General features: G+C 58.6%; 19 protein-coding genes and 1 riboswitch. Of the genes, 12 read left to right on the top strand and 7 right to left on the bottom strand.

Annotation, left to right across the window (positions count from 1 at the left end; translation table 11 throughout):
- Nucleotides 1-160: 160 nt before the first annotated feature.
- A riboswitch (SAM riboswitch) is annotated at nt 161-278 on the top strand.
- Nucleotides 279-366: 88 nt separating this feature from the next.
- The 7 genes from SDD30_RS13245 (at nt 367) to SDD30_RS13215 (ending at nt 7,850) form a co-directional block, all read left to right on the top strand.
- Nucleotides 367-1,653, top strand: coding sequence for a homocysteine synthase (locus SDD30_RS13245; RefSeq protein ID WP_434075402.1), 1,287 nt, complete (start codon nt 367-369; stop codon nt 1,651-1,653).
- Between the two features lie 4 nt (nt 1,654-1,657).
- On the top strand, nt 1,658-2,815 hold the full coding sequence (gene metX / locus SDD30_RS13240) for a homoserine O-acetyltransferase MetX (RefSeq protein WP_434075401.1): 1,158 nt from the start codon (nt 1,658-1,660) through the stop codon (nt 2,813-2,815).
- A 31-nt stretch (nt 2,816-2,846) separates the two neighbouring features.
- Nucleotides 2,847-4,142, top strand: a complete 1,296-nt coding sequence (locus tag SDD30_RS13235; protein WP_434075400.1) for a homoserine dehydrogenase — start codon at nt 2,847-2,849, stop codon at nt 4,140-4,142.
- Entirely contained in the window at nt 4,139-5,185 is a 1,047-nt protein-coding gene (thrC, locus tag SDD30_RS13230; RefSeq protein ID WP_434075399.1) for a threonine synthase, read from the top strand. The genes SDD30_RS13235 and thrC overlap by 4 nt, the downstream gene beginning before the upstream one ends.
- 125 nt (nt 5,186-5,310) lie before the next feature.
- Nucleotides 5,311-6,201: a homoserine kinase gene (gene thrB / locus SDD30_RS13225; protein ID WP_434075398.1), complete on the top strand. Its 891-nt coding sequence runs from the start codon at nt 5,311-5,313 to the stop codon at nt 6,199-6,201.
- A gap of 18 nt (nt 6,202-6,219) precedes the next feature.
- The gene (locus SDD30_RS13220; protein ID WP_434075397.1) at nt 6,220-7,437 is read left to right on the top strand and encodes an aspartate kinase; all 1,218 of its coding nucleotides are present in this window, start codon (nt 6,220-6,222) and stop codon (nt 7,435-7,437) included.
- 74 nt (nt 7,438-7,511) lie between these two features.
- Nucleotides 7,512-7,850 carry a LysM peptidoglycan-binding domain-containing protein gene (locus tag SDD30_RS13215; RefSeq protein WP_434075396.1) on the top strand — a complete coding sequence of 113 codons (339 nt, stop codon included), beginning with the start codon at nt 7,512-7,514 and terminating at the stop codon, nt 7,848-7,850.
- A 46-nt stretch (nt 7,851-7,896) separates the two neighbouring features.
- On the opposite strand, the gene SDD30_RS13210 is transcribed toward SDD30_RS13215, so the two are convergent.
- From SDD30_RS13210 to SDD30_RS13185, 6 genes are all read right to left on the bottom strand, one after another.
- The gene (locus SDD30_RS13210) at nt 7,897-9,504 is read right to left on the bottom strand and encodes an N-acyl-D-amino-acid deacylase family protein (protein ID WP_434075395.1); all 1,608 of its coding nucleotides are present in this window, start codon (nt 9,502-9,504) and stop codon (nt 7,897-7,899) included.
- Between the two features lie 183 nt (nt 9,505-9,687).
- The gene (locus tag SDD30_RS13205) at nt 9,688-10,026 is read right to left on the bottom strand and encodes a P-II family nitrogen regulator (RefSeq protein WP_434075394.1); all 339 of its coding nucleotides are present in this window, start codon (nt 10,024-10,026) and stop codon (nt 9,688-9,690) included.
- A 69-nt stretch (nt 10,027-10,095) separates the two neighbouring features.
- Nucleotides 10,096-11,721 carry an ammonium transporter gene (locus tag SDD30_RS13200; protein WP_434075393.1) on the bottom strand — a complete coding sequence of 542 codons (1,626 nt, stop codon included), beginning with the start codon at nt 11,719-11,721 and terminating at the stop codon, nt 10,096-10,098.
- Nucleotides 11,722-11,806: 85 nt separating this feature from the next.
- Complete coding sequence (locus tag SDD30_RS13195) at nt 11,807-12,022, bottom strand: hypothetical protein (protein WP_434075392.1); 216 nt, start codon at nt 12,020-12,022, stop codon at nt 11,807-11,809.
- 77 nt (nt 12,023-12,099) lie between these two features.
- A complete protein-coding gene (gene asnB / locus SDD30_RS13190) occupies nt 12,100-13,941 on the bottom strand; it encodes an asparagine synthase (glutamine-hydrolyzing) (protein ID WP_434075391.1) in 1,842 nt (613 codons plus the stop codon).
- A gap of 199 nt (nt 13,942-14,140) precedes the next feature.
- The gene (locus SDD30_RS13185) at nt 14,141-14,779 is read right to left on the bottom strand and encodes a DUF1614 domain-containing protein (protein ID WP_434075390.1); all 639 of its coding nucleotides are present in this window, start codon (nt 14,777-14,779) and stop codon (nt 14,141-14,143) included.
- A gap of 209 nt (nt 14,780-14,988) precedes the next feature.
- Between SDD30_RS13185 and glnA (SDD30_RS13180) the strand changes: the two genes are divergently transcribed.
- Nucleotides 14,989-16,320 carry a type I glutamate--ammonia ligase gene (glnA, locus tag SDD30_RS13180; RefSeq protein ID WP_434075389.1) on the top strand — a complete coding sequence of 444 codons (1,332 nt, stop codon included), beginning with the start codon at nt 14,989-14,991 and terminating at the stop codon, nt 16,318-16,320.
- A 121-nt stretch (nt 16,321-16,441) separates the two neighbouring features.
- Here glnA (SDD30_RS13180) and SDD30_RS13175 read toward each other — a convergent pair whose 3' ends face one another.
- Nucleotides 16,442-17,584, bottom strand: a complete 1,143-nt coding sequence (locus tag SDD30_RS13175; protein WP_434075388.1) for a PRK06851 family protein — start codon at nt 17,582-17,584, stop codon at nt 16,442-16,444.
- Nucleotides 17,585-17,842: 258 nt separating this feature from the next.
- Between SDD30_RS13175 and SDD30_RS13170 the strand changes: the two genes are divergently transcribed.
- The 4 genes from SDD30_RS13170 to SDD30_RS13155 all read left to right on the top strand — a co-directional run bounded on the left by SDD30_RS13170 (nt 17,843) and on the right by SDD30_RS13155 (nt 22,725).
- On the top strand, nt 17,843-18,469 hold the full coding sequence (locus tag SDD30_RS13170; RefSeq protein ID WP_434075387.1) for an ANTAR domain-containing response regulator: 627 nt from the start codon (nt 17,843-17,845) through the stop codon (nt 18,467-18,469).
- A gap of 131 nt (nt 18,470-18,600) precedes the next feature.
- Complete coding sequence (gene glnA / locus SDD30_RS13165) at nt 18,601-19,935, top strand: type I glutamate--ammonia ligase (RefSeq protein WP_434075386.1); 1,335 nt, start codon at nt 18,601-18,603, stop codon at nt 19,933-19,935.
- Nucleotides 19,936-20,128: 193 nt separating this feature from the next.
- Nucleotides 20,129-21,235 carry a class II glutamine amidotransferase gene (locus tag SDD30_RS13160; RefSeq protein WP_434075385.1) on the top strand — a complete coding sequence of 369 codons (1,107 nt, stop codon included), beginning with the start codon at nt 20,129-20,131 and terminating at the stop codon, nt 21,233-21,235.
- Nucleotides 21,217-22,725 (top strand): glutamate synthase-related protein, encoded by a 1,509-nt coding sequence (locus SDD30_RS13155; protein WP_434075384.1) that lies wholly within the window; start codon nt 21,217-21,219, stop codon nt 22,723-22,725. The genes SDD30_RS13160 and SDD30_RS13155 overlap by 19 nt, the downstream gene beginning before the upstream one ends.
- Nucleotides 22,726-22,738: the final 13 nt, after the last annotated feature.

The raw sequence follows: 22,738 nt of genomic DNA, 5'->3' as shown, positions 1-22,738 counted from the left end.
ATTTTTGCTTTTACTGCTCGTTCACCTGATTTGTGTACCTGAACCCAGTTTTGAAATAAAATCATGTGTCAGCACTGAGCATAAAAAAACCCCCTTGACAGGGATTTCTCCAAGGGGTATATTGTATAATAAGCTGGCTGGAACTTAATAAGGAATTAAACTCTTATCAAGAGCGGTGGAGGGACTGGCCCGATGAAGCCCGGCAACCCGCCCCCTCCTTTTTTACGAGGGCGACAGGTGCCAATTCCTGCAGGGCTAAAAGCCCTGAGAGATAAGGGGGGTAAGAAAGCGACTGCCTCTTCTTATCGGAGAGGTTTTTTTATTCCCCCGGGGCCAGCAAGTATATTCAGAAAGAGGGGAAGAAAAATGACCACTAACCAGCAGTACCGTTTTGCCACCCTAGCCGTCCAGGCCGGGCAGGAACCCGACCCGGCGACGGGAGCTCGGGCCGTACCTATTTACCAGACCAGCTCCTATGTTTTCCGTGACGCTGATCACGCCGCCGCCCTTTTCGCTCTGCAGGAAGAAGGCAATATTTACACCCGCATGATGAACCCAACTACTGACGTCTTGGAAAAAAGAGTCGCCGCCCTGGAGGGTGGTGTGGGAGCCCTGGCTACGGCCTCCGGCCAGGCGGCCATAACCCTGGCTGTAACCAATATTGTCACCGCCGGTCAGGAGATGGTAGCTTCCACCAGCCTCTACGGCGGCACCTTCAGCCTCTTTAATTCTACTTTACCCAAGTTTGGTATTAAAACCCGTTTTGTCGATAGCGCCGAGCCGGAAAACTTCCGGGCCGCCATTACTGACCGGACCCGGGCCCTCTATGTGGAGAGTATCGGCAACCCCAAGCTGGATGTGCCGGATTTGGAAGCAGTAGCGGCCATAGCCCACGAGGCGGGTATTCCTTTAATCGTCGACAACACCTTTGCCACCCCGTACCTGTGCCGGCCCTTTGACTCCGGGGCCGATATCGTCGTCCACTCGGCGACCAAGTTTATCGGCGGCCACGGCACCTCCATCGGCGGCGTAATCGTCGATGCCGGCAAATTCAACTGGGCGAACGGCAAATTCCCGGAACTGGTAGAACCCGACCCCAGTTATCACGGTATCAGTTATGTCCAGACCTTTGGCCCGGCAGCCTATATCGTCAAGGCCCGGGTACAGCTCCTGCGGGACCTGGGACCGGCCTTAAGTCCCTTTAACGCCTTCCTTTTCCTCCAGGGCTTGGAGACCCTGCACCTGCGCATGGAGCGCCATGTCGCCAATGCCACGAAGGTCGCCGGCTGGCTGGCCGAGCATCCGGCCGTGGCTTGGGTGAGTTACCCGGGCCTGCCCGGCCATCCCTCCTACGCCCGGGCCCAGAAATACCTGCCCCGGGGGGCGGGCGCCATCTTGACCTTCGGGATCAAAGGCGGCAAAGAAGCAGGGAAGAAGCTTATCAATAGCCTGAAACTCTTCTCCCTCCTGGCCAATGTTGGTGACGCTCACTCCCTGGTCATCCACCCGGCCAGTACCACCCACCAGCAGCTGACGCCGGAGGAACAGCTGGCTTCCGGGGTTACCGAGGACCTGGTCCGTCTCTCCATCGGCCTGGAGGACGTGGAAGACCTTATTGCCGACCTGGACCAGGCCTTAAACAGGAGCCGGTAGCCGGATGGATGGCGTCGGTATCGTCACAACCCGGTTATACCAGTGGCCGGAATCCTTGCAATTGGAAAGCGGGGCCTCCTTGGGCCCCCTTACCATTGCCTATGAGACCTATGGGGAGCTCAATGACCGGGGGGATAACGCCATCCTGGTCCTGCACGCCCTCACCGGTAACGCCCATATTGCCGGTCGCAACCTTCCGGAAGAGCGGCAGCCAGGCTGGTGGGACCCCCTGGTAGGACCTGGGCGAGCCCTCGACACCCGGCGTTACTTTGTCGTCTGCGCCAACGTCCTGGGTAGTTGCTATGGCACCACCGGACCGGCCAGCATTAACCCGGCCACCGGCAAACCCTATGGTATAGATTTCCCGGCTGTTACCATTCGTGATATGGTGCGGGCGCAAAAAATCCTCCTGGATTACCTGGGAGTAAAGCGCCTGGTGACCGCCATCGGCGGTTCCATGGGCGGGATGCAGGTCCTGGAATGGGGCTTCCTCTATCCCCAGATGCTGGATTCTATTATCCCCATTGCCGCCTGCGGTCGAACAACCCCCATGCAGATCGCCTTTCATAATGTCCAGCGGGAGGCCATTTACGCCGACCCTCACTGGCAGGGGGGTAATTACTACGAGAGCAGCGGTCCCAGGCTGGGGCTGGCCCTGGCCCGGCGCATCGGCATTATTACCTATAAAAGCGACCCTGCCTGGACTCTGAAGTTTGGTCGCACCCTGGCGGACCCGCAAAAGTTTTTTGATCTAGAAGGGCAGTTTGAAGTTGAGAGCTACCTGGCCTACCAGGGTAAAAAGTTGGTGGAGCGTTTTGACGCCAATTCTTATCTGTACCTGACCAAGGCCGTGGACCTCCATGACGTCAGCCAGGGCCGGGGGAGCTATCAAGAAGTCTGGCAGGGCTTCTCCTGCCCCTGCCTGGGAATAGGCATCTCCAGCGATTTTCTCTTTCCTCCCTACCAGGTACGGGAGATTGTCCAGCTGATTAACGCCGGCGGCGGCCAGGCCTGTTACGCGGAGATTGATTCCCCCTACGGCCACGATGCCTTCCTGATCGAATTTAACCAGCTGGCAGCCATTATCCAACCTTTTCTCCAAAAACTGCGCCCGGACCTGGCTGCTGAAAAAAGTATTGCCCATCCGGCGGGTATACGGTAAAATTGAGGAGTATAAGAGGAGTGAAGCTGAGTTGGGACCAATCAACCTGGGCCTCTTGGGGCTGGGCACCGTCGGCAGCGGTGTCGTCCAACTGCTGGAACAGAATAAAGCCCTTATTACCCAGAAGCTGGGCCAGCCCCTGAATATAAAACGCATCCTGGTCCGGGATTTAAAGCGTCCCCGCCAGGTGGATGTTGCTCTGGACCTACTTACCACCGAAGTGGAAACCATCTTGAATGATCCGGACATTACTATCATCGTCGAGGTTATGGGCGGCACCGGAGCTGCCCGGGAGTATATTCTCCAGGCCTTGCGCCGGGGAAAGAGTGTAGTAACGGCCAACAAGGACCTCCTCGCCCTTCATGGCAAGGAGCTTTTTGATGCCGCCGAAACCCACGGTGCCGATCTCCTTTTTGAAGCCAGCGTTGGCGGCGGTATACCCATTATCCGCCCCTTAAAGGAGTGCCTGGCCGGTAACCGTATCCGCCAGGTCATGGGGATTGTTAATGGTACCACCAATTATATCTTGACCAAAATGAGCCGCGAGGGCAGAGATTTTGCTGACGTCCTGCAGGAAGCCCAATCCCTGGGCTACGCCGAAGCCGACCCTACGGCTGATATTGAGGGCGACGATGCCGCCCGCAAAATGGCCATCCTGGCTTCTATCGCCTTCAGCACGCGCATTACCTACCCGGAGGTCTACCGGGAGGGCATTAGTAACCTTTCCTCCCACGACATTGATTATGCCCGGGATATGGGTTACGCCATCAAGCTCCTGGGTATCGCCCGGGAAGACGAAGAAGGGATCGAGGTCCGGGTTCACCCGGCCCTGGTTCCCTTGCATCACCCCCTGGCTGCCGTCAGCGATGTCTTTAACGCCATCTTTGTCGAGGGCGACGCCGTCGGCGAAGCCATGTTTTATGGCCGGGGTGCCGGTTCCCTGCCTACTGCCAGCGCCGTGGTGGGTGACGTTATAGAAGCGGCCCGCAACCTTCAGCATCACAACCGGGGCCGCATTTCCTGTACCTGTTTTTATGATAAACCCCTGAAACCCAGGGGAGCCATAATTACGAAATATTACCTGCGTCTGATAGTTGTCGACCGGCCGGGGGTCCTGGCCACCATCGCCGGGATTTTTGGTGAGCGGGAGGTTAGCCTGGCCTCGGTCATCCAGGAGCGCATGCTCGGCGACCTGGCGGAGCTGGTGCTCATCACCCACCGCGTGCGCGAGAAGAATGTCCAGGAGGCCCTGCAGGCCCTGGGTAGCCTGCCGGTAGTCAAAGAAATAGCCAGTGTAATACGGGTTGAAGGAGGAGACGCCAGGTGAACTGGCCCGGGGTTATTCGTGCTTACCGGGAGTTTCTGCCGGTGACGGAGGAGACTCCCTTGATTACTTTACAAGAGGGGAATACCCCCCTTATCGCCGCCGGGAATCTCTCCCGGGAGTTGGGCCTGAAACTTTACTTTAAATACGAGGGGCTCAACCCCAGCGGTTCCTTTAAGGACCGGGGCATGGTCATGGCTGTAGCCAAGGCCATGGAGGCCGGTTCCCGGGCCATCATGTGCGCTTCCACGGGCAACACCTCGGCCTCAGCGGCGGCCTACGCCGCCCGGTGCGGCTTAAAGTGTAGTGTCCTCATCCCCGAGGGTAATATCGCCCTGGGGAAACTCGCCCAGGCCCTCTTTTACGGGGCCAGGGTCATAGCTATCCAGGGCAATTTTGACGATGCCCTGGCCCTGGTCCGGAGCATCACCGCCAAGCACCCTATTACCCTGGTCAATTCCATCAATCCCTTCCGCATTGAAGGGCAAAAAACGGCCGCCTTCGAGGTCTGTGACGTCCTGGGGGAAGCGCCGGACTACCTGGCCATCCCGGTGGGCAACGCCGGCAATATCACCGCCTACTGGAAGGGCTTCAACGAGTATTACCAGGCCGGGCGCAGCCATGCCCTGCCGAAGATGATCGGCTTCCAGGCCGAAGGGGCCGCCCCCATTGTCCGGGACGAAGTGGTCCCGAATCCCGAGACCGTGGCCACGGCCATTCGCATCGGCAATCCGGCCAGCTGGCAACCGGCCGTCCGAGCGGCCAGGGACTCCGGCGGCTTTATCGACTGCGTCAGCGATGACGAGATCCTGGCCGCCCAACATAAGCTAGCCACTGCCGAAGGCATCTTCGCCGAACCGGCCTCGGCTGCTTCCTTGGCTGGAGTCCTCAAATATGTTAAGAAAGGTTACTTCCGCCAGGGCGACCGGGTTGTCTGCGTCTTAACGGGGCACGGGCTGAAGGACCCCAACATCGCCATCAAGCAAGTGGCCGAACCTGTCTCCCTGCCGCCTAAGGAAGACCGCATCCTGGAAATTGTGCTGTAAAATTGTAGTTATCATTTCCGACTGGTAGAGGGAGCAAGCAGACAGGTTTCGCACGATTGACTAAGCCGGCTGCGCTGCCGGGAGTCACTTTTATAATCCAAAGGGGCTAAAGGGGCAGGGGAAATATGCCGCTGGTACGGGTACCAGCTACGACGGCCAACCTGGGGCCGGGTTTTGATACCCTAGGGATGGCCCTGGAGCTTTTTGATGAACTGCTAATTGAGCAAGCTACCGCGCCACAGATTATCATCTCCGGTGAAGGAGAGGCCAGCATACCCCGGGGTCCGGAGAACATTGCCTACCGGGCCGCCCGGGCTGTCTTTACCAGGGCGGGGGTGCCCCCGGTACCTTTGAAGCTGGAGATGCATAACTCTATTCCCGTCGCCCGGGGCCTGGGCTCCAGCGCCGCAGCCCTGGTAGGGGCCATCGTCGGGGCCAATGCCCTTCTGGGGGAACCCCTGGGTCCGCCCGAATTACTCAACCTGGCCACCTCCCTGGAAGGGCACCCGGATAACGTCGCCCCGGCTTTTTTAGGCGGTCTGGTGGCCTCCGCCAGGGAGGGGGATCAGGTTGTTTGCCGGCGCCTGGACCTGCCACCGGGTTTAATGACCGTCGTCGCCATCCCCCAGTTCAGCCTGTCGACCCGGGTCTCCCGGGGAGTTCTACCAGCCAGCGTTACCCTGGAAGACGCCGTCTTTAATATCAGCCGGGTAGCCGTTTTCCTGGCGGCTGTTACCGGCGGCGACCTGGAACTCATGGGCAAGATGATGGTCGACAGGCTGCACCAGCCCTATCGCTTGCCCCTGGTGCCGGGAATGGCCGGGGTTTTTGCGGCAGCCCGGTCAGCCGGCGCCCTCGCCGTGACCCTGAGCGGTTCCGGCCCTTCAGTAATCGCCTTTTGCCGGGGCTCCCAGCCGGAGGTAGGGCCGGCCATGGCCGCGGCTTTTGCCCGCCAGGGAGTAACCTGCACCATCAAAGAACTGGCGCCATGTAACCACGGGGCAGTAGTTATTTGAGATTATGGAGGAGATATCATGGCCCTCATAGTCCAAAAATACGGCGGCACCTCCGTTAACGGGCCAGAACGGGTCAAAAACGTGGCCCGCCGGGTGGTCAATACCCGCCGCACCGGGAACGACGTGATCGTTATTGTGTCGGCCCCGGGCGATATGACCGACGACCTCATTGCTCTGGCCCACGCCATCAATCCCGACCCGCCGGCCCGGGAAATGGACATGCTCCTGGCCACCGGAGAACAGACATCCATCGCCCTGCTGGCCATGGCCATCCATGCCCTAGGGGAACCGGTTATCTCCCTGACAGGACCCCAGGTGGGCATCTTGACGGACAACGTCCACTCCAAAGCCCGCATCCTGGAAGTAGGCTGTGACCGCCTGCGCCGGGAATTGGAACAAGGTCGGATTGTCATTGTCGCCGGCTTCCAAGGAAAGACCTGCGCAGACGAGATAACAACCCTGGGCCGGGGCGGCTCGGATACCACCGCCGTAGCGGTAGCCGCTGCCCTGCAGGCCGACGTCTGCCAGATCTACACCGATGTGGACGGCGTCTATACAGCCGACCCCCGGGTGGTACCGGAGGCCAGGAAACTGGCAGTAATCTCCTATGATGAAATGTTGGAACTGGCCAGCCTGGGCGCCCAGGTACTTCAGCCCCGGTCGGTAGAGTTCGGTAAATTAAATCATGTCGTCCTGGAGGTACGCTCCAGCTTTAACGATCACGAAGGAACCCTGGTTAAAGAGGTGACGGAAATGGAAAGAAAAATGGTCGTCAGCGGCATCGCTGGTGATCGTAACGTTGCCCGGATCGCTCTTTATGATGTCCCCGACCGGCCGGGTATCGCCAAATCCCTTTTTGTAGCCCTGGCCCGGGAGGGCATCAATGTTGATATGATCGTCCAGAGCGCCATGCGTGATGAAGTCAACGACATTGCCTTTACCGTAACCCGCGATGACCTCCACCAGGCCCTGGCAGTTACCGAACGGGTCAAGGAGGAAATCGGCGCCAGCAGGGTGACATTTAACGACCGGGTGGCCAAGGTCTCCATTGTCGGCGCCGGCATGATCACCAATCCCGGCGTAGCCGCCGCCATGTTCGCCTGCCTGGCGCAGGAAGAAATAAATATTCACATGATCAGTACCTCGGAAATCAAGGTTTCGTGCATCATCGACGAAGAACACCTGACCCGGGCCATGCAGTCCCTGCACCGGCACTTTGGCCTGGATAAAGAATAGCTGGAGGGCTTAAGTACCTTTCTGCCAACCCGCGCATAAGATGCAGGGAGAAAACCTGCAGGGGGTGATTATGCGTGGGCCAGAACCAGATACCCTGCCCTTCCGGCCGCTACTGGCGGGTAGCAGCAGGGGATACCCTCTACCTAATAGCATTACGCACAGGGACTACCGTAGCCGAACTGGAACGCTTGAATCCCGGCGTCGACCCCTATAACCTCCAAATCGGCCAGGTCCTTTGCCTGCCGGCGGAACAACCCTGCCCTTCGGGGGTTTACTGGCAGGTGGCTCCGGGGGATACCCTGTACAGCATTGCCCGGGCTACGGGTACAACCGTCGCCAGGCTTTTGGAACTTAACCCCCATATCGATCCCTATAACCTCCAGGTCGGCCAGAATATCTGCCTGCCGGGGTAAAGGGAAAGATTAAAGGGCGATAGGTACAACCTGTCGCCCTTTCTTTTTAAGCCTGAGCACCAGCGGCGTTACTGGTTAGAGCAACCCCGGCCAGTTCGCCGGTAAACTGGCCGTCCTGGTAGGCCAGCCGGCCGTTGACGATAACCGCCTTGATGCCGGCTGGTGTCCGGGCCGGTTCCTGGAAGGTGGCCCGGTCGGCGATCGTCTCCGGGTCGAAGAGCACCAGGTCAGCGTAGTAGCCGGCCGTCACCTTGCCCCGCCCCCGCAGGCCGAGCCTGGCCGCTGGTCGCGAAGTCATCTTCGCCACCGCCTCTTCCAGGGTCAGGAGTTTTCGCTCCCGGACATAGCGGCCCAGGACCCGGACGAAGGTGCCATACAGACGGGGATGGGTCTGGTCGCCGGAATAGATGCCATCGCTACCGATAGTTGTCACCGGGTGGTGGAGAATAAGGCTTAAGGTTTCCTCGCTGGCGTGGTAGGTCTCGATGGCCAGGCTGCCACCTTCGGTCCGGAGCAGGTCGAGGAGGGCGTCGGCCGGCTCACAACTACGTTTGCTCCCGATCTCCGCCAAATTCAGGCCAACGCAATCTTCGTTCTCCCCATGGGCTACGGCGTTAATTACCAGCCGGTCATAGCCCAAGGAACTCACCATATTATCCCAGCCGGGCAGGCCTTCTTGCCAGGCTTTTTTTATTCTGGCGCAAATTTCCAGGGAATGCAGGCGTTCCTGGAGGGCGGCGGTGCCGCCGGCAACAGCCCAGGGGGGTAGGAGGGAGGCGGCCGTAGTCGAACCGGCGATGTAGGGATAGGTATCCCAGGTAACGTCCTGGCCTTGTTCCCGGGCTGCCGCCAGCAGGGCCAGGGCCCGGGGTATTTGCGGCCAGTTGCGGGGACCGCAGGCTTTAAGGTGGGAGATATGGACGGGAATACCGGCCTGGCGCCCGATCTCCAGGGCTTCCTCGATAGCTTCCAGAACGCCGTCGGATTCGTTGCGGATATGGCTGACGTAGATCCCTCCATACTGGCGGGCTACTCGACAGAGGGCAATCAGTTCCCCGGTCGGGGCATAACACCCCGGCGGGTAGAGGAGGCCGCTGGATAGTCCCATGGCCCCCTCTTGCATAGCCCGATCCAGCAGGGCAGCCATGGCATCCAGCTCATTCTTGCCGGCCCGGCGGTCATCCATCCCTATGACCGCCAGACGGATAGAACCGTGGCCAGTATAAGTAGCTACATTGACGGCTATGCCCTGGCGTTTTAGCTGGGTGAAATACCCTGCTACACTACCGGCCCGGAACTTGGCAGGAATCCCCCCCAGTACCGGGCTGGCATAGGCAGCCAGCAGGGGCAAGCTCTCCTCGTGGCTGGGCACCAGGGACATACCGCAGTTGCCGACGACCTCGGTAGTGACGCCCTGGGCCAGTTTGGCCCGGTCCTCCGGGTCCCGCAGGAGTTCGGCATCGGCATGGCTATGAAAGTCAATAAACCCGGGGGCAACCACCAGGCCGCCGGCGTCAATCATCCTGGCTGCCGGGGCCTGCTCCAGCCGGCCCAGGGCGGCGACCCTGGCCCCCTGTAGACCTACATCGGCGCGAAAAGGGGGGCGGCCGGTACCATCAACCACCGTGCCGCCCTTGATTAACAGGGAAAACATGCAAGCCATCTCCTTAACATTAAACCCGCCTGTATTATATTAAGCTCGCCCGCATTTGACAAGTCCCGGCAGCAAATCCCGGCCATATAAAAGGGGCCCGGTGGCCCGGACCCATGGTATATGAAGGAGGAACGGCTTTAATAGGGTTAAATAGAACTTATGCTGCGGTCGCTGGATGATAAGCTAAATAGCGTCTTCGCCCTGTTCACCCGTGCGGATGCGGATGGCGGTTTCCACCGGATAGATAAAGATTTTCCCGTCGCCGATCTCGCCGGTCCGGGCTTCCCGGGAGATGATGTCGACAATTTCCGGCACCCGGTGGTCCAGGGCGATAATCTCCACTTTAACTTTAGGTAACAGGTTGACCGTATAAAGGTTGCCGCGATAATACTCCGTCTGACCGCGCTGCAGGCCGCAACCCAGGACATGGGTTACGGTCATGCCGTGGATACCGTATTTGCCCAGGGCTTCTTTAACGGTCTCCAAACGGGAGGAACGGATAATAGCCTCAATCTTCTTCACTAAACTACCCTCCCAGCTTCTTTATAACTTATTTTTTATTGCCATTCCCGGTAATGCCTACCTGACCGCCTAATTTCGTGCCGGAACTTCCTGCCGCCGGGGGGCGTATGCAATTTGCCCGACCGGGGCCAGTTCGGGGCTATAGGCGTCACCAAAGGTCAGCATGAAGTCAGGATAGGCCAGGGCGCCCATTTCGGGAATATCCAGGCCCGCTTCTTCGGCCTCGGGTTTAACGCGGATACCCATAACGCGGTCGAGTAGCTTGTAAAAAACATAGGTAGCGCCGAAGCCCCAGATAAAAACTACCACCATGTTGATCAGCTGGGCCACTAGCTGGGTAGGGTCGCCGTAAAAGAGACCGGTAACCCCCCGGCCGGCTGCCCCCAGATAGCTGTCGGCGCCGACGCCGTTCCAGCCGGTACCGTAGGTACCGTCGGCAAAGAGACCTACCGCCAGGAGCCCCCAGAGGCCGTTCACCAGGTGGACGGAGATAGCGCCCACCGGGTCATCGATCTTGGCGACATGATCGAAGAAATAGACGCTCCAGACTACCAGGACACCGGCCACAGCACCAATCAGGCAGGCTACCGGCCCATTGACAAAGGCGCTAGGAGCAGTAATGGCCACCAACCCAGCCAGGACACCGTTACACATCATGGAGGGATCCGGTTTGCCCTGGCGCCACCAGGTATAAAGCATAGAAGTCAGGCCGCCGACGGCCCCGGCCATCATAGTGTTGACCGCCACCACGGCGATGCGCAGGTCGTTGCCGGACAGGGTGCTGCCGGGGTTGAAACCGAACCAGCCAAAGAAGAGAATGATGGTTCCCAGGATAGCCATCGGGATGTCGTGGCCGGGAATGGCCGCCGGTTTTCCGTCCCGGTATTTCCCCAGGCGCGGTCCCAGGATCATGGCTCCCGCCAGGCCGGCCGCCCCGCCGATGGAGTGAACGACACCGGAACCGGCGAAATCGACGGCCCCATGGCCCAGGCCCAGTTTGGTTCCCAGCTGGGCCAGCCAACCGCCGCCCCAGACCCAGTTACCGAAGACGGGGTAGAGGAGCATGGCAATGAAGAAGGAGCCCAGAACAACGGCGCCGAATTTTACTCTTTCGGCCATGGCGCCGGTAGGAATGGTGACGGCCGTATCCATAAAGACCATTTGGAAAAGGAAGAGGGCAAAGACACCGACATCATAGGCATCGCCGTTGAGGAAAAAGCCCTTGAAGCCTAAGAGTCCCCAGCCGCCGGCAGTCAACTCATGGACCAGGGGCGGCGTGCCGCCCAGGTTGGCTACCGCCCCCAGGCCGCCGAACATCAGGCCGAAACCCAGGACGAAGAAACCTACCGCACCGACCAAGAAGACCATGAGGTTCATAGCCATAGTATGGGCGGCACTCTTGGCGCGGGTGAAACCGGTCTCCACCAGGGCAAAACCGGCCTGCATAAAGAACACCAGGAAACCAGCCAGGAGGGTCCAGACGAAATTAAGACCTATTTTCAACTTGCCTGCTGCCGTCGCCAATTCTTCCAGGGTCGGGGCACCGCTCTGGGCCGCCGCAATATCCGCAGCGCCGCCGGTATTTACTCCGGTGGGATCCCCGGCCCAGGCCGGCAGGGCCAGGTAGAGGATGAGCACGGCAGCCAGGATTAAACCATAAATTAGGACAGACTTCTGCAACTCAAAATTCCTCATGTGGGAGCCTCCTTCTGCAGTGATATTCTTTGGACGGCATTGCCCACAAAAAAGAAAGACAGGGGTTTCCCGGCACGGTGTGCGGTTACGGAAAGGTGAGAAAGTCTTTACCGGGAACCCCGGACACAAAGAGATAAAAATACAAAGAACGAATGCCGGTTAATTTGACGATGGCATCACCACCTTGAAACAAAGGCTCCCGGCCGACCAGATTGCCGGCCAGGAGCGCCTTTACTCCAGCGGCGTAAAAGAGAAGCCCCCGTACCATCAGGTACGGGGGCTTCATTACCCGCTTGGGCAAACAACCTTGCTTGCTTGAAATAAATTATACTGTTACCCCGCCGGTTGTCAAGGTTTTTTTAGTTAAAAACTGTGATTTTACCGTACCGTCACCCGGTACTCCCGCATCCAGGTGTCAACCTGGGCCAGGTAGGCGAAGAGCTGGGGCCCGCTCATGAGCTGGCCGAACCAGGGCAGGTTAAAGACCTCCCGGGACAGGGCCAGGGCTTTGACTGCCGGTACATCAATAAAAGGCAGCAGGGGCGAAGCGGTATCCGCCAGGATCTCCAGTAGCCAACTACGGACGGCTTCCAAGTAGGCCGGGTTGTAGGTCTTGGGGTAGGGGCTCTTGCGCCTGGTGATCACCGCCGCCGGCAGGAGGTCTTCCAGGGCCCGGCGCAGGATGCCCTTTTCCATTTGGCCGGCGAATTTCATCTCCCAAGGGATATTCCAGACATACTCTACCAGGCGATGGTCGCAGTAGGGCACCCGGACCTCCAGGCCCACGGCCATGCTCATACGGTCCTTGCGATCCAGCAACACCGGCATAAAGCGGGTAAGGCTCAGGTAGGAGATCTCCCGCAGCCGGGCCGCCCGGTCCTCCTCCCCCGGCAGGCGAGGTACTTCCGCCAGGGCTTCCCGGTAACGCTGAGCTACGTACTCCTCTGGCCGGACCAGATCTTTCAACTCTGGGGATAGGAGACGCAGCCGCTCCTGGCCGGCCCGGTTCCAGGGGAAGGTGTCGGCCGCTAAGGCCTTCTCACTCCGGAACCAGGGATAACCGCCGAAGACTTCATCGGCAGCCTCTCCAGACAGGGCGACGGTGGCTTCTTTTTTTACCTCCCGACAGAAGAGGAGCAGGGAGGAATCGACGTCGGCCATCCCCGGCAGGTCCCGGGCCCGCATGGCCGCCTTCAAGGAGTTGACCAGTTCCGGGGTATCAATGTAAACGTAGTGGTGGGTGGTTCCCAGGTATGCTGAAACCATCTGCACCCAGGGGGCATCCGGGTTGGGCTGGAAGTGGCTGGGCTGAAAGTAGCGGTTATTATCGACATAGTCTACCGACCAGGTATGCACAGGACCCTGACCCCGGGCCTGAAAGGCCCGGGCGGTGAAGGCGGTCACGGCACTGGAGTCCAGCCCGCCGGAAAGGAGGGTGCAGACGGGTACGTCGGCTACCAGCTGCCGTTCCACGGTATCCTCCAGTAGCTGGCGCACTTTAGCGACGGTTGTCTCCAGATCATCAGGGTGGGGGCTGCTCCGCAGGGACCAGTACTGATGTAAACGCAGGCCCCGCCGGTCATAGATCATGTAGTAGCCGGGCTTCAATTCGTCTACATTATGAAATACCCCGTGCCCCGGCGTCCGGGCCGGTCCCAGGACCAAGACCTCAGCCAGGCCTTCGGCACTCACCTCCGCCTTCACTGCCGGGTGGGCCAGGAGGGCCTTCAATTCCGAGCCAAAGAGAAAGGAGTTATTCAAGCAGGTGTAGAAAAGGGGTTTAACCCCCAGGCGGTCCCGAGCCAAAAATAGGCGTTCCCTGGCCGCTTCCCAGATGGCAAAGGCAAAGATGCCATTGAAATGCTCGACACAGTCCGATCCCCATTCCATATAGGCCGTCAGCAAAACCTCCGTGTCCGAATGGCCGCGGAAGGTATACCCCCGGGCCAGGAGGTCCCGGCGGATATCCTCGGTGTTATAAAGCTCCCCATTATATGAAACAACAAACTTTTCCTCGCCCCGGCAGCGCACCATAGGCTGGCCGCCCCCGGCAGGGTCAACGACAATTAAGCGGCGGTGCCCCAAGGCCGCCCGGGCTGAAATCCAGGTTCCGGCGGCATCAGGCCCCCGGTAGGCCAAGGTGGCGGTCATGGCTTCCAGGATGGGGACCTGCCTGGTGAGGTCCTGTTCCCAGTCCACCCAGCCGGTAATTCCGCACATAGCGCTCCCCCCCAGCAGGCATAGCGGAAATGCCTTTAATTGAAACCCGCCCCTCACCGGACGCCGTTGCCCGCGGGGGTCACGCCCTTGCAACCCCGTTGCAGCCGGGTTCCATCATGATCTTATGCCGCCGGCGGGAAAAAGTGCCCCCGTAATCAGCTTTCAAGGGCTGCATGCCCCTGTCCCAGTTCCGGTAAGTTTAACTTAGCAGCGAAGCGGCCAGGGCCACCAGGAAGATGCCGTCAAAGACGCCGGCGCCGCCAATGCTGACTACCTGGGACTGGAGCCGGCGAATGGCCCCCAGGTTGAGGATGTCCGCTCCCAGGAGGGTTCCGATAGCCCCGGCGATATAGGCCACAGGGGCAGCGTGATGGGGAGCGACGATAACGGCCGCCAGGGCGGCTACTATGGGCGGGATAAAGGTAGGGATGGAGATACCAACTCCAGGGACTACTCGGGCCAGGAGTTTGGCGACGACGGTAACAATCAAGGTAGCCAGCAGGGAGGGTACCAAGGGGGCTCTGGTAGTCAGGAGGTGCAGGGAAAAGAGAATGGGGATCACCGCCCCACCGACATTAATGCACAGGAGCTGATAGCTCACCTGGGGTGGGTAGTAGAAGAAAAAGGGGAAGGGCCCACAACGGCGCTCCTGAAGGAAAAGCCGGCGGCGGGAAATGGGGATGTTAATCAGGCCGCCGATGATTGAAGCCGACAGTAATAACATTGCCCCGGCCGGGGAAAGCCCTAACCGGGAGAAAGAAAAAACAGCCAGATTCAGGAAGAAGGAGGCCAGGAGCATAGGGATAAATAAAAACAGGAACAATAACGGCCAAAGCATTTAATCTCACCTCGGTTTTAGTTTTAACCATTTTAACACAAAACAGGTCTTGACGGCCGGTAAGAGTATGTTATAATGATAAAAAAGCTTGGCGCCAGCAAAATTGCCGGGAGCAAGGTCGTTCCCGCACCACGGGCAAAGAAGCCCGCTCCAGCTACAGGAAATGTAGTCGGGGTGGGCTTTTCTGCTTTATGCCAGGAGGGAAAAAAGTGAACGAACAGCTGACTAAGGAAGATGTCCTGCAACGCGTTAAAGAAATGAATGTCCGTTTTATCCGGCTCCAATTCACCGACATCTTCGGAGTGCTGAAAAATGTGGCCATTACCCCGGGCGAATTAGAAAAAGCCCTGGACGGGGAATTAATGTTCGACGGCTCTTCCATCCACGGTTTCGTCCGCATCGAGGAATCGGACATGTACCTGCGGCCCGATCCTTCTACTTTCGCCATTTTTCCCTGGCGGCCCATGGACGGTGCTGTGGCCCGGTTAATCTGCGACGTTTATAACCCCGACGGCACCCCCTTTGCCGGCTGCCCGCGGGGAGTTCTAAAAAAAGCTCTAGCTGAAGCCGATGCCATGGGGTATACCATGTACGCTGGCCCGGAGGCGGAGTTTTTCCTCTTCCACACTGACGGTAAAAAACCGACCCTGGAAACCCAAGACCAGGCCGGGTACTTCGACCTGTCGCCGGTGGATCTGGGGGAAGACGCCCGCCGGGATATGGTTCTCTCCCTGGAAGCCATGGGCTTTGAGATTGAAGCCTCTCACCATGAAGTGGCTCCCGGTCAACACGAGATTGACTTCAAGTACGACAACGCCCTAGCTACGGCCGACAAGATAGCCACCTTTAAATTCGTTGTCCGCACCATTGCCCAGCGCCATGGCCTGCATGCCACCTTCATGCCCAAACCTGTGGCCGGCATCAACGGTTCCGGCATGCATACCCACCAATCGTTATTTAAAGACGGGAAAAACGCTTTTTATGACCCCGACGCACCCCTGCAACTAAGCGAGATAGCTTATCACTATATCGGCGGTCTGATGCACCACGCCCGGGCTTTTGCCGCCGTTACCAACCCGACCATCAATTCTTACAAACGCCTGGTACCAGGTTTTGAGGCCCCGGTGTATATCGCCTGGTCCCCCCGCAATCGCAGCCCCTTGATTCGCGTACCGGCCAAGCGCGGGGCCTCAACTAGAATAGAATTACGCAATCCCGACCCGGCCTGTAACCCTTACCTGGCCCTGGCCGTGATGCTCAAAGCCGGCCTGGACGGGATTAAAAATAAGCTCCAGCCCCCGGCGCCCACCGAGCGTAATATTTATGAAATGACTGCTGCTGAACGCCGCGATCTGGGCATCGGTAGTTTGCCGGGAGATTTAAAGGAAGCCCTGGCGGAACTGGCTAAAGATGAAGTTATCCGGGAAGCCCTGGGCGAGCATATCTACGCACGTTTTGTCGAAGCCAAACAGAAGGAATGGGATGAATACCGCCTGCAAGTCCATCCCTGGGAAGTACAGCAATACTTGACTATGTTTTAAGGCTTGTCAGTGGCTATGTCGATAGTCAAGGGCTGCCGCTGCCAGAGGGAAACAGTAATGATTAAAATAGCAGAGGGGTCCTTTTTCAGGCTAAACGTCCTGCCGTTAAGGTCTTAAACTATTAACTGGCTGCATCAAGGACGCCGGGAAATTCGGCAGCGTAGTTCAGGATACGTTGCAGGATTTCCTGGCGTTTCGCGTTTATAGCCGCGAAGTTCATGGCCGGAATATAGAAGTTTTCCATATAATCATGGGTCAGCTTGGCCTGGCGGATGTAGGCCACAGCCCGGTCCAGGCAAGCCTGATAACGGTAGGCGGCACTGCTGAGTTCGTGGGCGTAGCCAGCCAGTTTTTCCCTATCGATAAAAGAAGACAAGTTGAGCTTCATAGCCGTCAGATCCGGCAGAGAGGAGGGATCATAAGTATGGGGCGGTTGGACATTCATGGCCGCCACCTTGATCTCCGGCATGATTACCAGGTCAATATTCTTAGGATTGAAGGGGCAGTGATAAACCTCCGTATGCAGGCCCTTTTCATGGGCGAGATCGGCTATCCGGCCTAAGACCTGGGGCACACCGCTCCCCGGCTCCCCGGCCAGGGTATAGAGTTGCTGAACATCCTGGAGCAGAGATTCGACATGACCGGTGATGATCCCATCAGGAGTAATGGCGGTAGCAAAGAGGTGGCGTACTTTAGCCGGCCGGTCATAGCGGGGGGCGACGCCGCTGAAGATGGCCTGCAGTAAACCTGCTACAGCTTTATTGACCTGGCTTTCCTGCATACATTCCGAGACATAACTCTCCCATTCGTCCCGGATAACCTTGGCCTCCCGCAGGGCGCTGTAGGCAATGCGAAAGAGGCGCCCCACCCGGGCGTTGGCCGTAAGGATCTCTTCCTTATGGGCGCGCATCAAGGCCTCGTCCCAGTAGTCGCCCAGGTGAATAATCTCATCAACGGCGCCGGGGTTTTTCGGGTCGACGACATGGGGCGCTGTGCCGTCGATGATGGCCACCTTAATGGCCGGGATTACCACGGCATCCAAGGAGCCGTTATCCGAGGAACAACAATGGAACTCAACATCATACCCCCTGGCGAGCATGGCCTCGCCAATCTTCCGCATAAAGGTGGATTTACCTACCCCCGGGCCGCCCTTAGCGATAAAGATGCGGGTAGCGTCGGGTTCGATAATGTAGTCATAAAAGGAGTAGAAACCTTCGCAGGTATTGCCTCCGGGAAAGACCTTCTTCAACTTGCCTTGGCCCATGGCTTTATCCTCCTTTGAAATGGCTTACTTAATCTTTATGCTCGCCCAGGCCAAACTTGCCTGCCAGAATGCAGAAAGTCCATTCCATAATGCGAAAACTCCTTTTAAAATACATAATACACATCGCCAACCTATTGCCATTTCCCCCTTCATCCCTTATAATATGGTCAACAATAAATGAAAAACAATTTCGCGGGGCAACGGCGTCCTCGACATAGCTACAACGACGTAGCGCGAGGGGGGCAGTGACCAAAGTCCATGGAGCAAGCTAAAATTTTTATTGCCTGTGCCGACTCGTCTGCCCGGCAAAACCTGAAGTACATGCTGGTACGCGAAGGTTACCTTATCGCCGGGGAAGCCCCGGATGGCAGCCAGGCCCTGCGAATGATCCGTACCCTGCAGCCCGGTCTGGTGATTCTGGATAGCGATCTCCAGGGTACCAGCGCCCTGGAAATAGCCCGGATCATTGATGAGGACCGGGTAGCGCCGGTGATCCTCCTGGCCTCTACTTGGCGCCGCAATTTGCTTATTCATACCCAGGATCCTCCTGTTTTTGCCTATCTTATCAAACCGGTCCAGGAAAGTACCCTTATCCCGGCAATAGAAGCGGCCCTGGCCAATTTTCGCCGGGTAACCCGCCTGGAACAGGAGATCAGTAAGTTAAAGGAAACCCTGGCCTCCCGCAAAGTCGTGGAGCGGGCCAAGGGGATATTAATGGATACCATGGGTTTAACGGAGGCCGAGGCCTACCGGCGCCTGCAGCGCCAGAGTATGGATCGCTGCGTACCCATGAAGACCATCGCCGAAGCCATTATTGTCGCCCATGAACTCCAGCAGGGCGGCCCGGCGGCCAAAGATAAAGGCGGGAATTCCGGTAAAGCATAAGGACCTTAGATAAAAACATAGTTCAATGGGGCTACTTGAGGGCAACGGCGTCCTGAAGGGGGCAGGCTACTTCTACCCCTCTGGGCGCTATTTTATAGGCGAGAACCCTATTTTGAGGAGGAAAAATTTCGATGGATGATAAGGAAAAGAGAGCCGCAGTACTGCAACGGGCTGAGGAATGGGGCGTCAAGTTTGTTCGCCTCCAGTTTACCGATATTTTCGGGGTGCTGAAAAACGTCGCTATTCCGGTAGATCAGCTCCCCAAAGCCCTTAATAACGAGCTCATGTTCGACGGCTCCTCCATTGAAGGCTTTGTCCGCATCGAGGAATCCGATATGTACCTGCGTCCGGATCCCGACACTTTCGTCGTCTTCCCCTGGCGGCCCCACGAGGGCTCGGTGGCCCGCCTTATCTGCGACGTCTACAACCCGGACGGCACGCCCTTCGCCGGTTGCCCTCGTTGCACTTTAAAAAGGGTAATGGCTGAGGCGGCAGCAATGGGCTTTACCATGAATGCCGGTCCGGAAGCCGAATTCTTCCTTTTCCATACTGATGCCGACGGCCGGCCGACCCTGGAGACCCAGGACCGCGCCGGTTACTTTGACCTGACCCCGGTGGATCTGGGTGAAGACGCCCGCCGGGACATGGTCCTGACCCTGGAGCAGATGGGCTTTGAAATCGAAGCCTCCCACCACGAGGTGGCTCCCGGCCAGCACGAGATCGATTTTAAATACGCCGAGGCCCTGACTACCGCCGACCGCATTGCCACCTTTAAATTTGTGGTCCGCACCATTGCCCAGCGGCACGGCCTCCACGCCACCTTTATGCCCAAGCCCATCTTTGGCATCAATGGTTCCGGCATGCACGCCAACCTCTCGTTATCAAAAGATGGCAAGAATGCCTTCGACGACCCGTCCGGCGAGCTGGGCTTAAGCAAGGTGGCTTACAACTTTATCGCCGGTGTCATGACCCACGCCCGGGCCATGACGGCCGTCACCAACCCTACGATTAACTCCTATAAGCGCCTGGTGCCGGGTTACGAAGCACCGGTCTATATTGCCTGGTCGCCACGCAACCGCAGCCCCCTAATTCGCGTGCCGGCCAAACGGGGAGCCTCCACCCGGATTGAGGTGCGCCACCCGGATCCCTCCTGCAACCCCTACCTAGCCCTGGCTGTCCTCCTGCAGGCCGGCCTGGACGGTATCAGAAAGGGTCTGACACCGCCGCCGCCGACGGATAAAAACATTTTTGCCATGGCCCCGGCGGAACTGGAAGCCGAGGGCATCGGCATCTTGCCCGGCAGCCTGGAGGAAGCTATAAGTGCTCTGGAGCAGGACGAAGTTATCCGCGCCGCCTTGGGACCCCATATCTACGAACGCCTGACCCTGGCCCAGAAACTGGAGTGTGATGAATATCGCACCCGGGTCCACCAGTGGGAGATCGAACAGTACCTGACCAAATTCTAGGAAAACCTCCATAGAGGCTAACGTTTGAGCAAGCGAAAAACAACCTACACCAGCGGGCTGACGTAATTTAACCCGAACAGCAATCAACGAGAGGTTGAGAGGCTCTAATTTGAAACTGGCGTAGCCAGTTTCCACCTCAGATCTCACTTCCCCCTTCTCACCTCTCACATCCCATATACGGAGGTGAGCAACGATGCTCAGGGAGGGAGATTACCGGATCCCAGCGGGATGCGCCATTAGCGGTTTCATCAATAAAGACGGCCGCCGGGTCGACGGCCAGGCCATCATCAAATCCATCGCTTTGATGCAAGAGCGATCTAACGGCCTGGGAGGCGGTTTCGCCGCCTACGGCATTTACCCGGAATACAAGGATTATTACGCCCTGCACCTGCTCTTTGAAGACAAATTAAGCCGCAACCAGGTTGAGGATCTCATTAAAGAAAATTTTTATATTGAAGCCGAGGACCGTATCCCCACCCGGCATGTCAAATCCATCGGCAAGGCGCCCCTGCTCTGGCGCTATTTTGTCACCCCCAGGGTGTCGAAAATTGATGAATCCCAGGAGACGGAAGAGAACTTCATGACCCGGCTGGTCATGCGCATCAACGCCCAGGTCAACGGCGCCTATGTGGTCTCCAGCGGCAAAAACATGGGCGCCTTTAAAGGGGTCGGTTACCCTGAGGACATCGGTGAGTTCTTCCGCCTCGATGAATACCAGGCCTACAGCTGGATCGCCCACGGGCGTTTTCCCACCAATACCCCCGGGTGGTGGGGCGGGGCCCATCCCTTCACCCTGCTGGACTGGTCCGTCGTTCACAACGGCGAGGTCTCGTCCTACGGCGCCAACCGTCGTTTCCTGGAGATGTACGACTATAAAATCACCCTGCAGACGGATACGGAGGTCATCGCCTACGCCATTGACCTCCTGGTCCGCCGCCACAAGCTACCCCTGGAGCTGGCAGCCCGGGTCCTGGCGGCCCCCTTCTGGCAGGAAATCGACCGCCTGCCGGCCGGGGAGCGCGACCTCTACACCCGCCTGCGGGTGGTCTACGGCAGTCTCCTGCTGAATGGCCCCTTTTCCATCATTGTCGGCTTTAGCGGGGGCATCATGGCTTTGAATGACCGCCTGAAACTGCGGCCCCTAGTGGCCGGTGCTCAAGCCAGTACCCTTTATGTGGCTAGTGAAGAAGCGGCCATCCGGGAGATTTGCCCTGACGTGGAACAGGTCTGGTACCCGCGGGGCGGCGAGCCGGTTGTCGGCCGCCTGGAGGAGGAAGCTCAATGCCGACTCTCAGCCTGATGCCCCCCGAGTTCAGCATCGTCCGCGATGAGAATAAATGCGTCAAGTGCCTGGCCTGCGTGCGCCAGTGCGGCTTTGACGCCCAGCAGTATGACGCTGCCGACGACCGCCTGTACACCCTTGACGCCAACTGCGTCAACTGCCAGCGGTGCGTCAGCATCTGCCCGGCCGGGGCCCTGACGATCTACAAGAACCCGCCGCCCATGCGGCCCAATGCCTATTGGAGCGAGGGGCACCTGCGCAACATTATGAAGCAGGCGGAAACCGGCGGGGTGCTGCTGACGGGGATGGGCAACGACCAGCCCTATCCCACCTATTTTGACCGGTTATTATTAAATGCCAGCCAGGTGACCAACCCATCCATTGACCCCTTGCGGGAACCCATGGAACTGCGGACCTACCTGGGCAGCCGTACCGAACCAGTGTCCCTGAAGGAGCGCCAGGACAAAACCCGGACCCCCCTGGTCCCCCTGGCGACACCTATCATGTTCTCGGCCATGTCCTACGGGTCCATCAGCCATACGGCCTTCGAATCCCTGGCCCGGGCGGCTAAAGAATTCGGCACTCTCTTCAACACCGGCGAGGGGGGCCTCCCCGAGGATCTCTACCAGTACGCCGACCATGCCGTGGTCCAGGTAGCCTCCGGCCGTTTCGGTGTCCATGCCGACTACCTGAATGCCGGCCGGGTGGTGGAGATTAAGATCGGCCAGGGCGCCAAGCCGGGTATCGGCGGTCACCTGCCCGGAGAAAAGATCACCGCCGCCGTATCGGCGACAAGGATGATTCCCGAGGGCACCGACGCCCTGTCGCCGGCGCCCCATCATGATATCTATTCCATTGAGGACCTGAAACAGTTAATCTATACGTTAAAAGAGGCCACCCGCTACCAGAAGCCGGTCTCAGTCAAGGTATCGGCCGTCCACAACGTGGCCGCCATCGCCAGCGGCATCGCCCGGGCCGGGGCCGACATTATCACCGTCGACGGCTTCCGTGGCGGCACTGGCGCTGCCCCGACCATGATCCGCGACCATGTCGGCATCCCTATTGAGCTGGCCATTGCCGCCGTCGACCAGCGGCTCCGGGACGAAGGTATCCGCAATCATGTCTCCCTGGTGGCGGCCGGCGGTTTCCGCAGCAGCGCCGATATCGTTAAAGCCATTGCCCTGGGGGCCGACGCCGTTTATATCGCCACGGCGGCCCTCATTGCCCTGGGCTGCCACCTCTGCCAGAAGTGCTACACCGGCAAGTGCAGCTGGGGTATCGCTACCCAGGACCCCTATAAGACCCGGCGGATCAACCCGGAGATCGGCGCCGAACGCCTCTATAACTTGCTGCGGGGCTGGTCCCACGAGATTAAGGAAATGCTGGGCGGCATGGGCATCAACTCCATCGAGAGCCTGCGCGGCAACCGCCTGCACCTGCGGGGCGTAGGTTTGAACGAAGTCGAACTGCGGCTCCTGGGTGTCAAGCACGCCGGCGAAGCCATCTAACGGGGGAGGGAGA

This window comes from Moorella naiadis (nom. illeg.), from assembly GCF_051020825.1.
Classification (GTDB): Bacteria; Bacillota; DSM-521; order Neomoorellales; family Neomoorellaceae; genus Neomoorella; species Neomoorella naiadis.
Note: the sequence above shows the minus strand (reverse complement) of the source record. Positions and strands in the feature narration are given on the sequence as shown.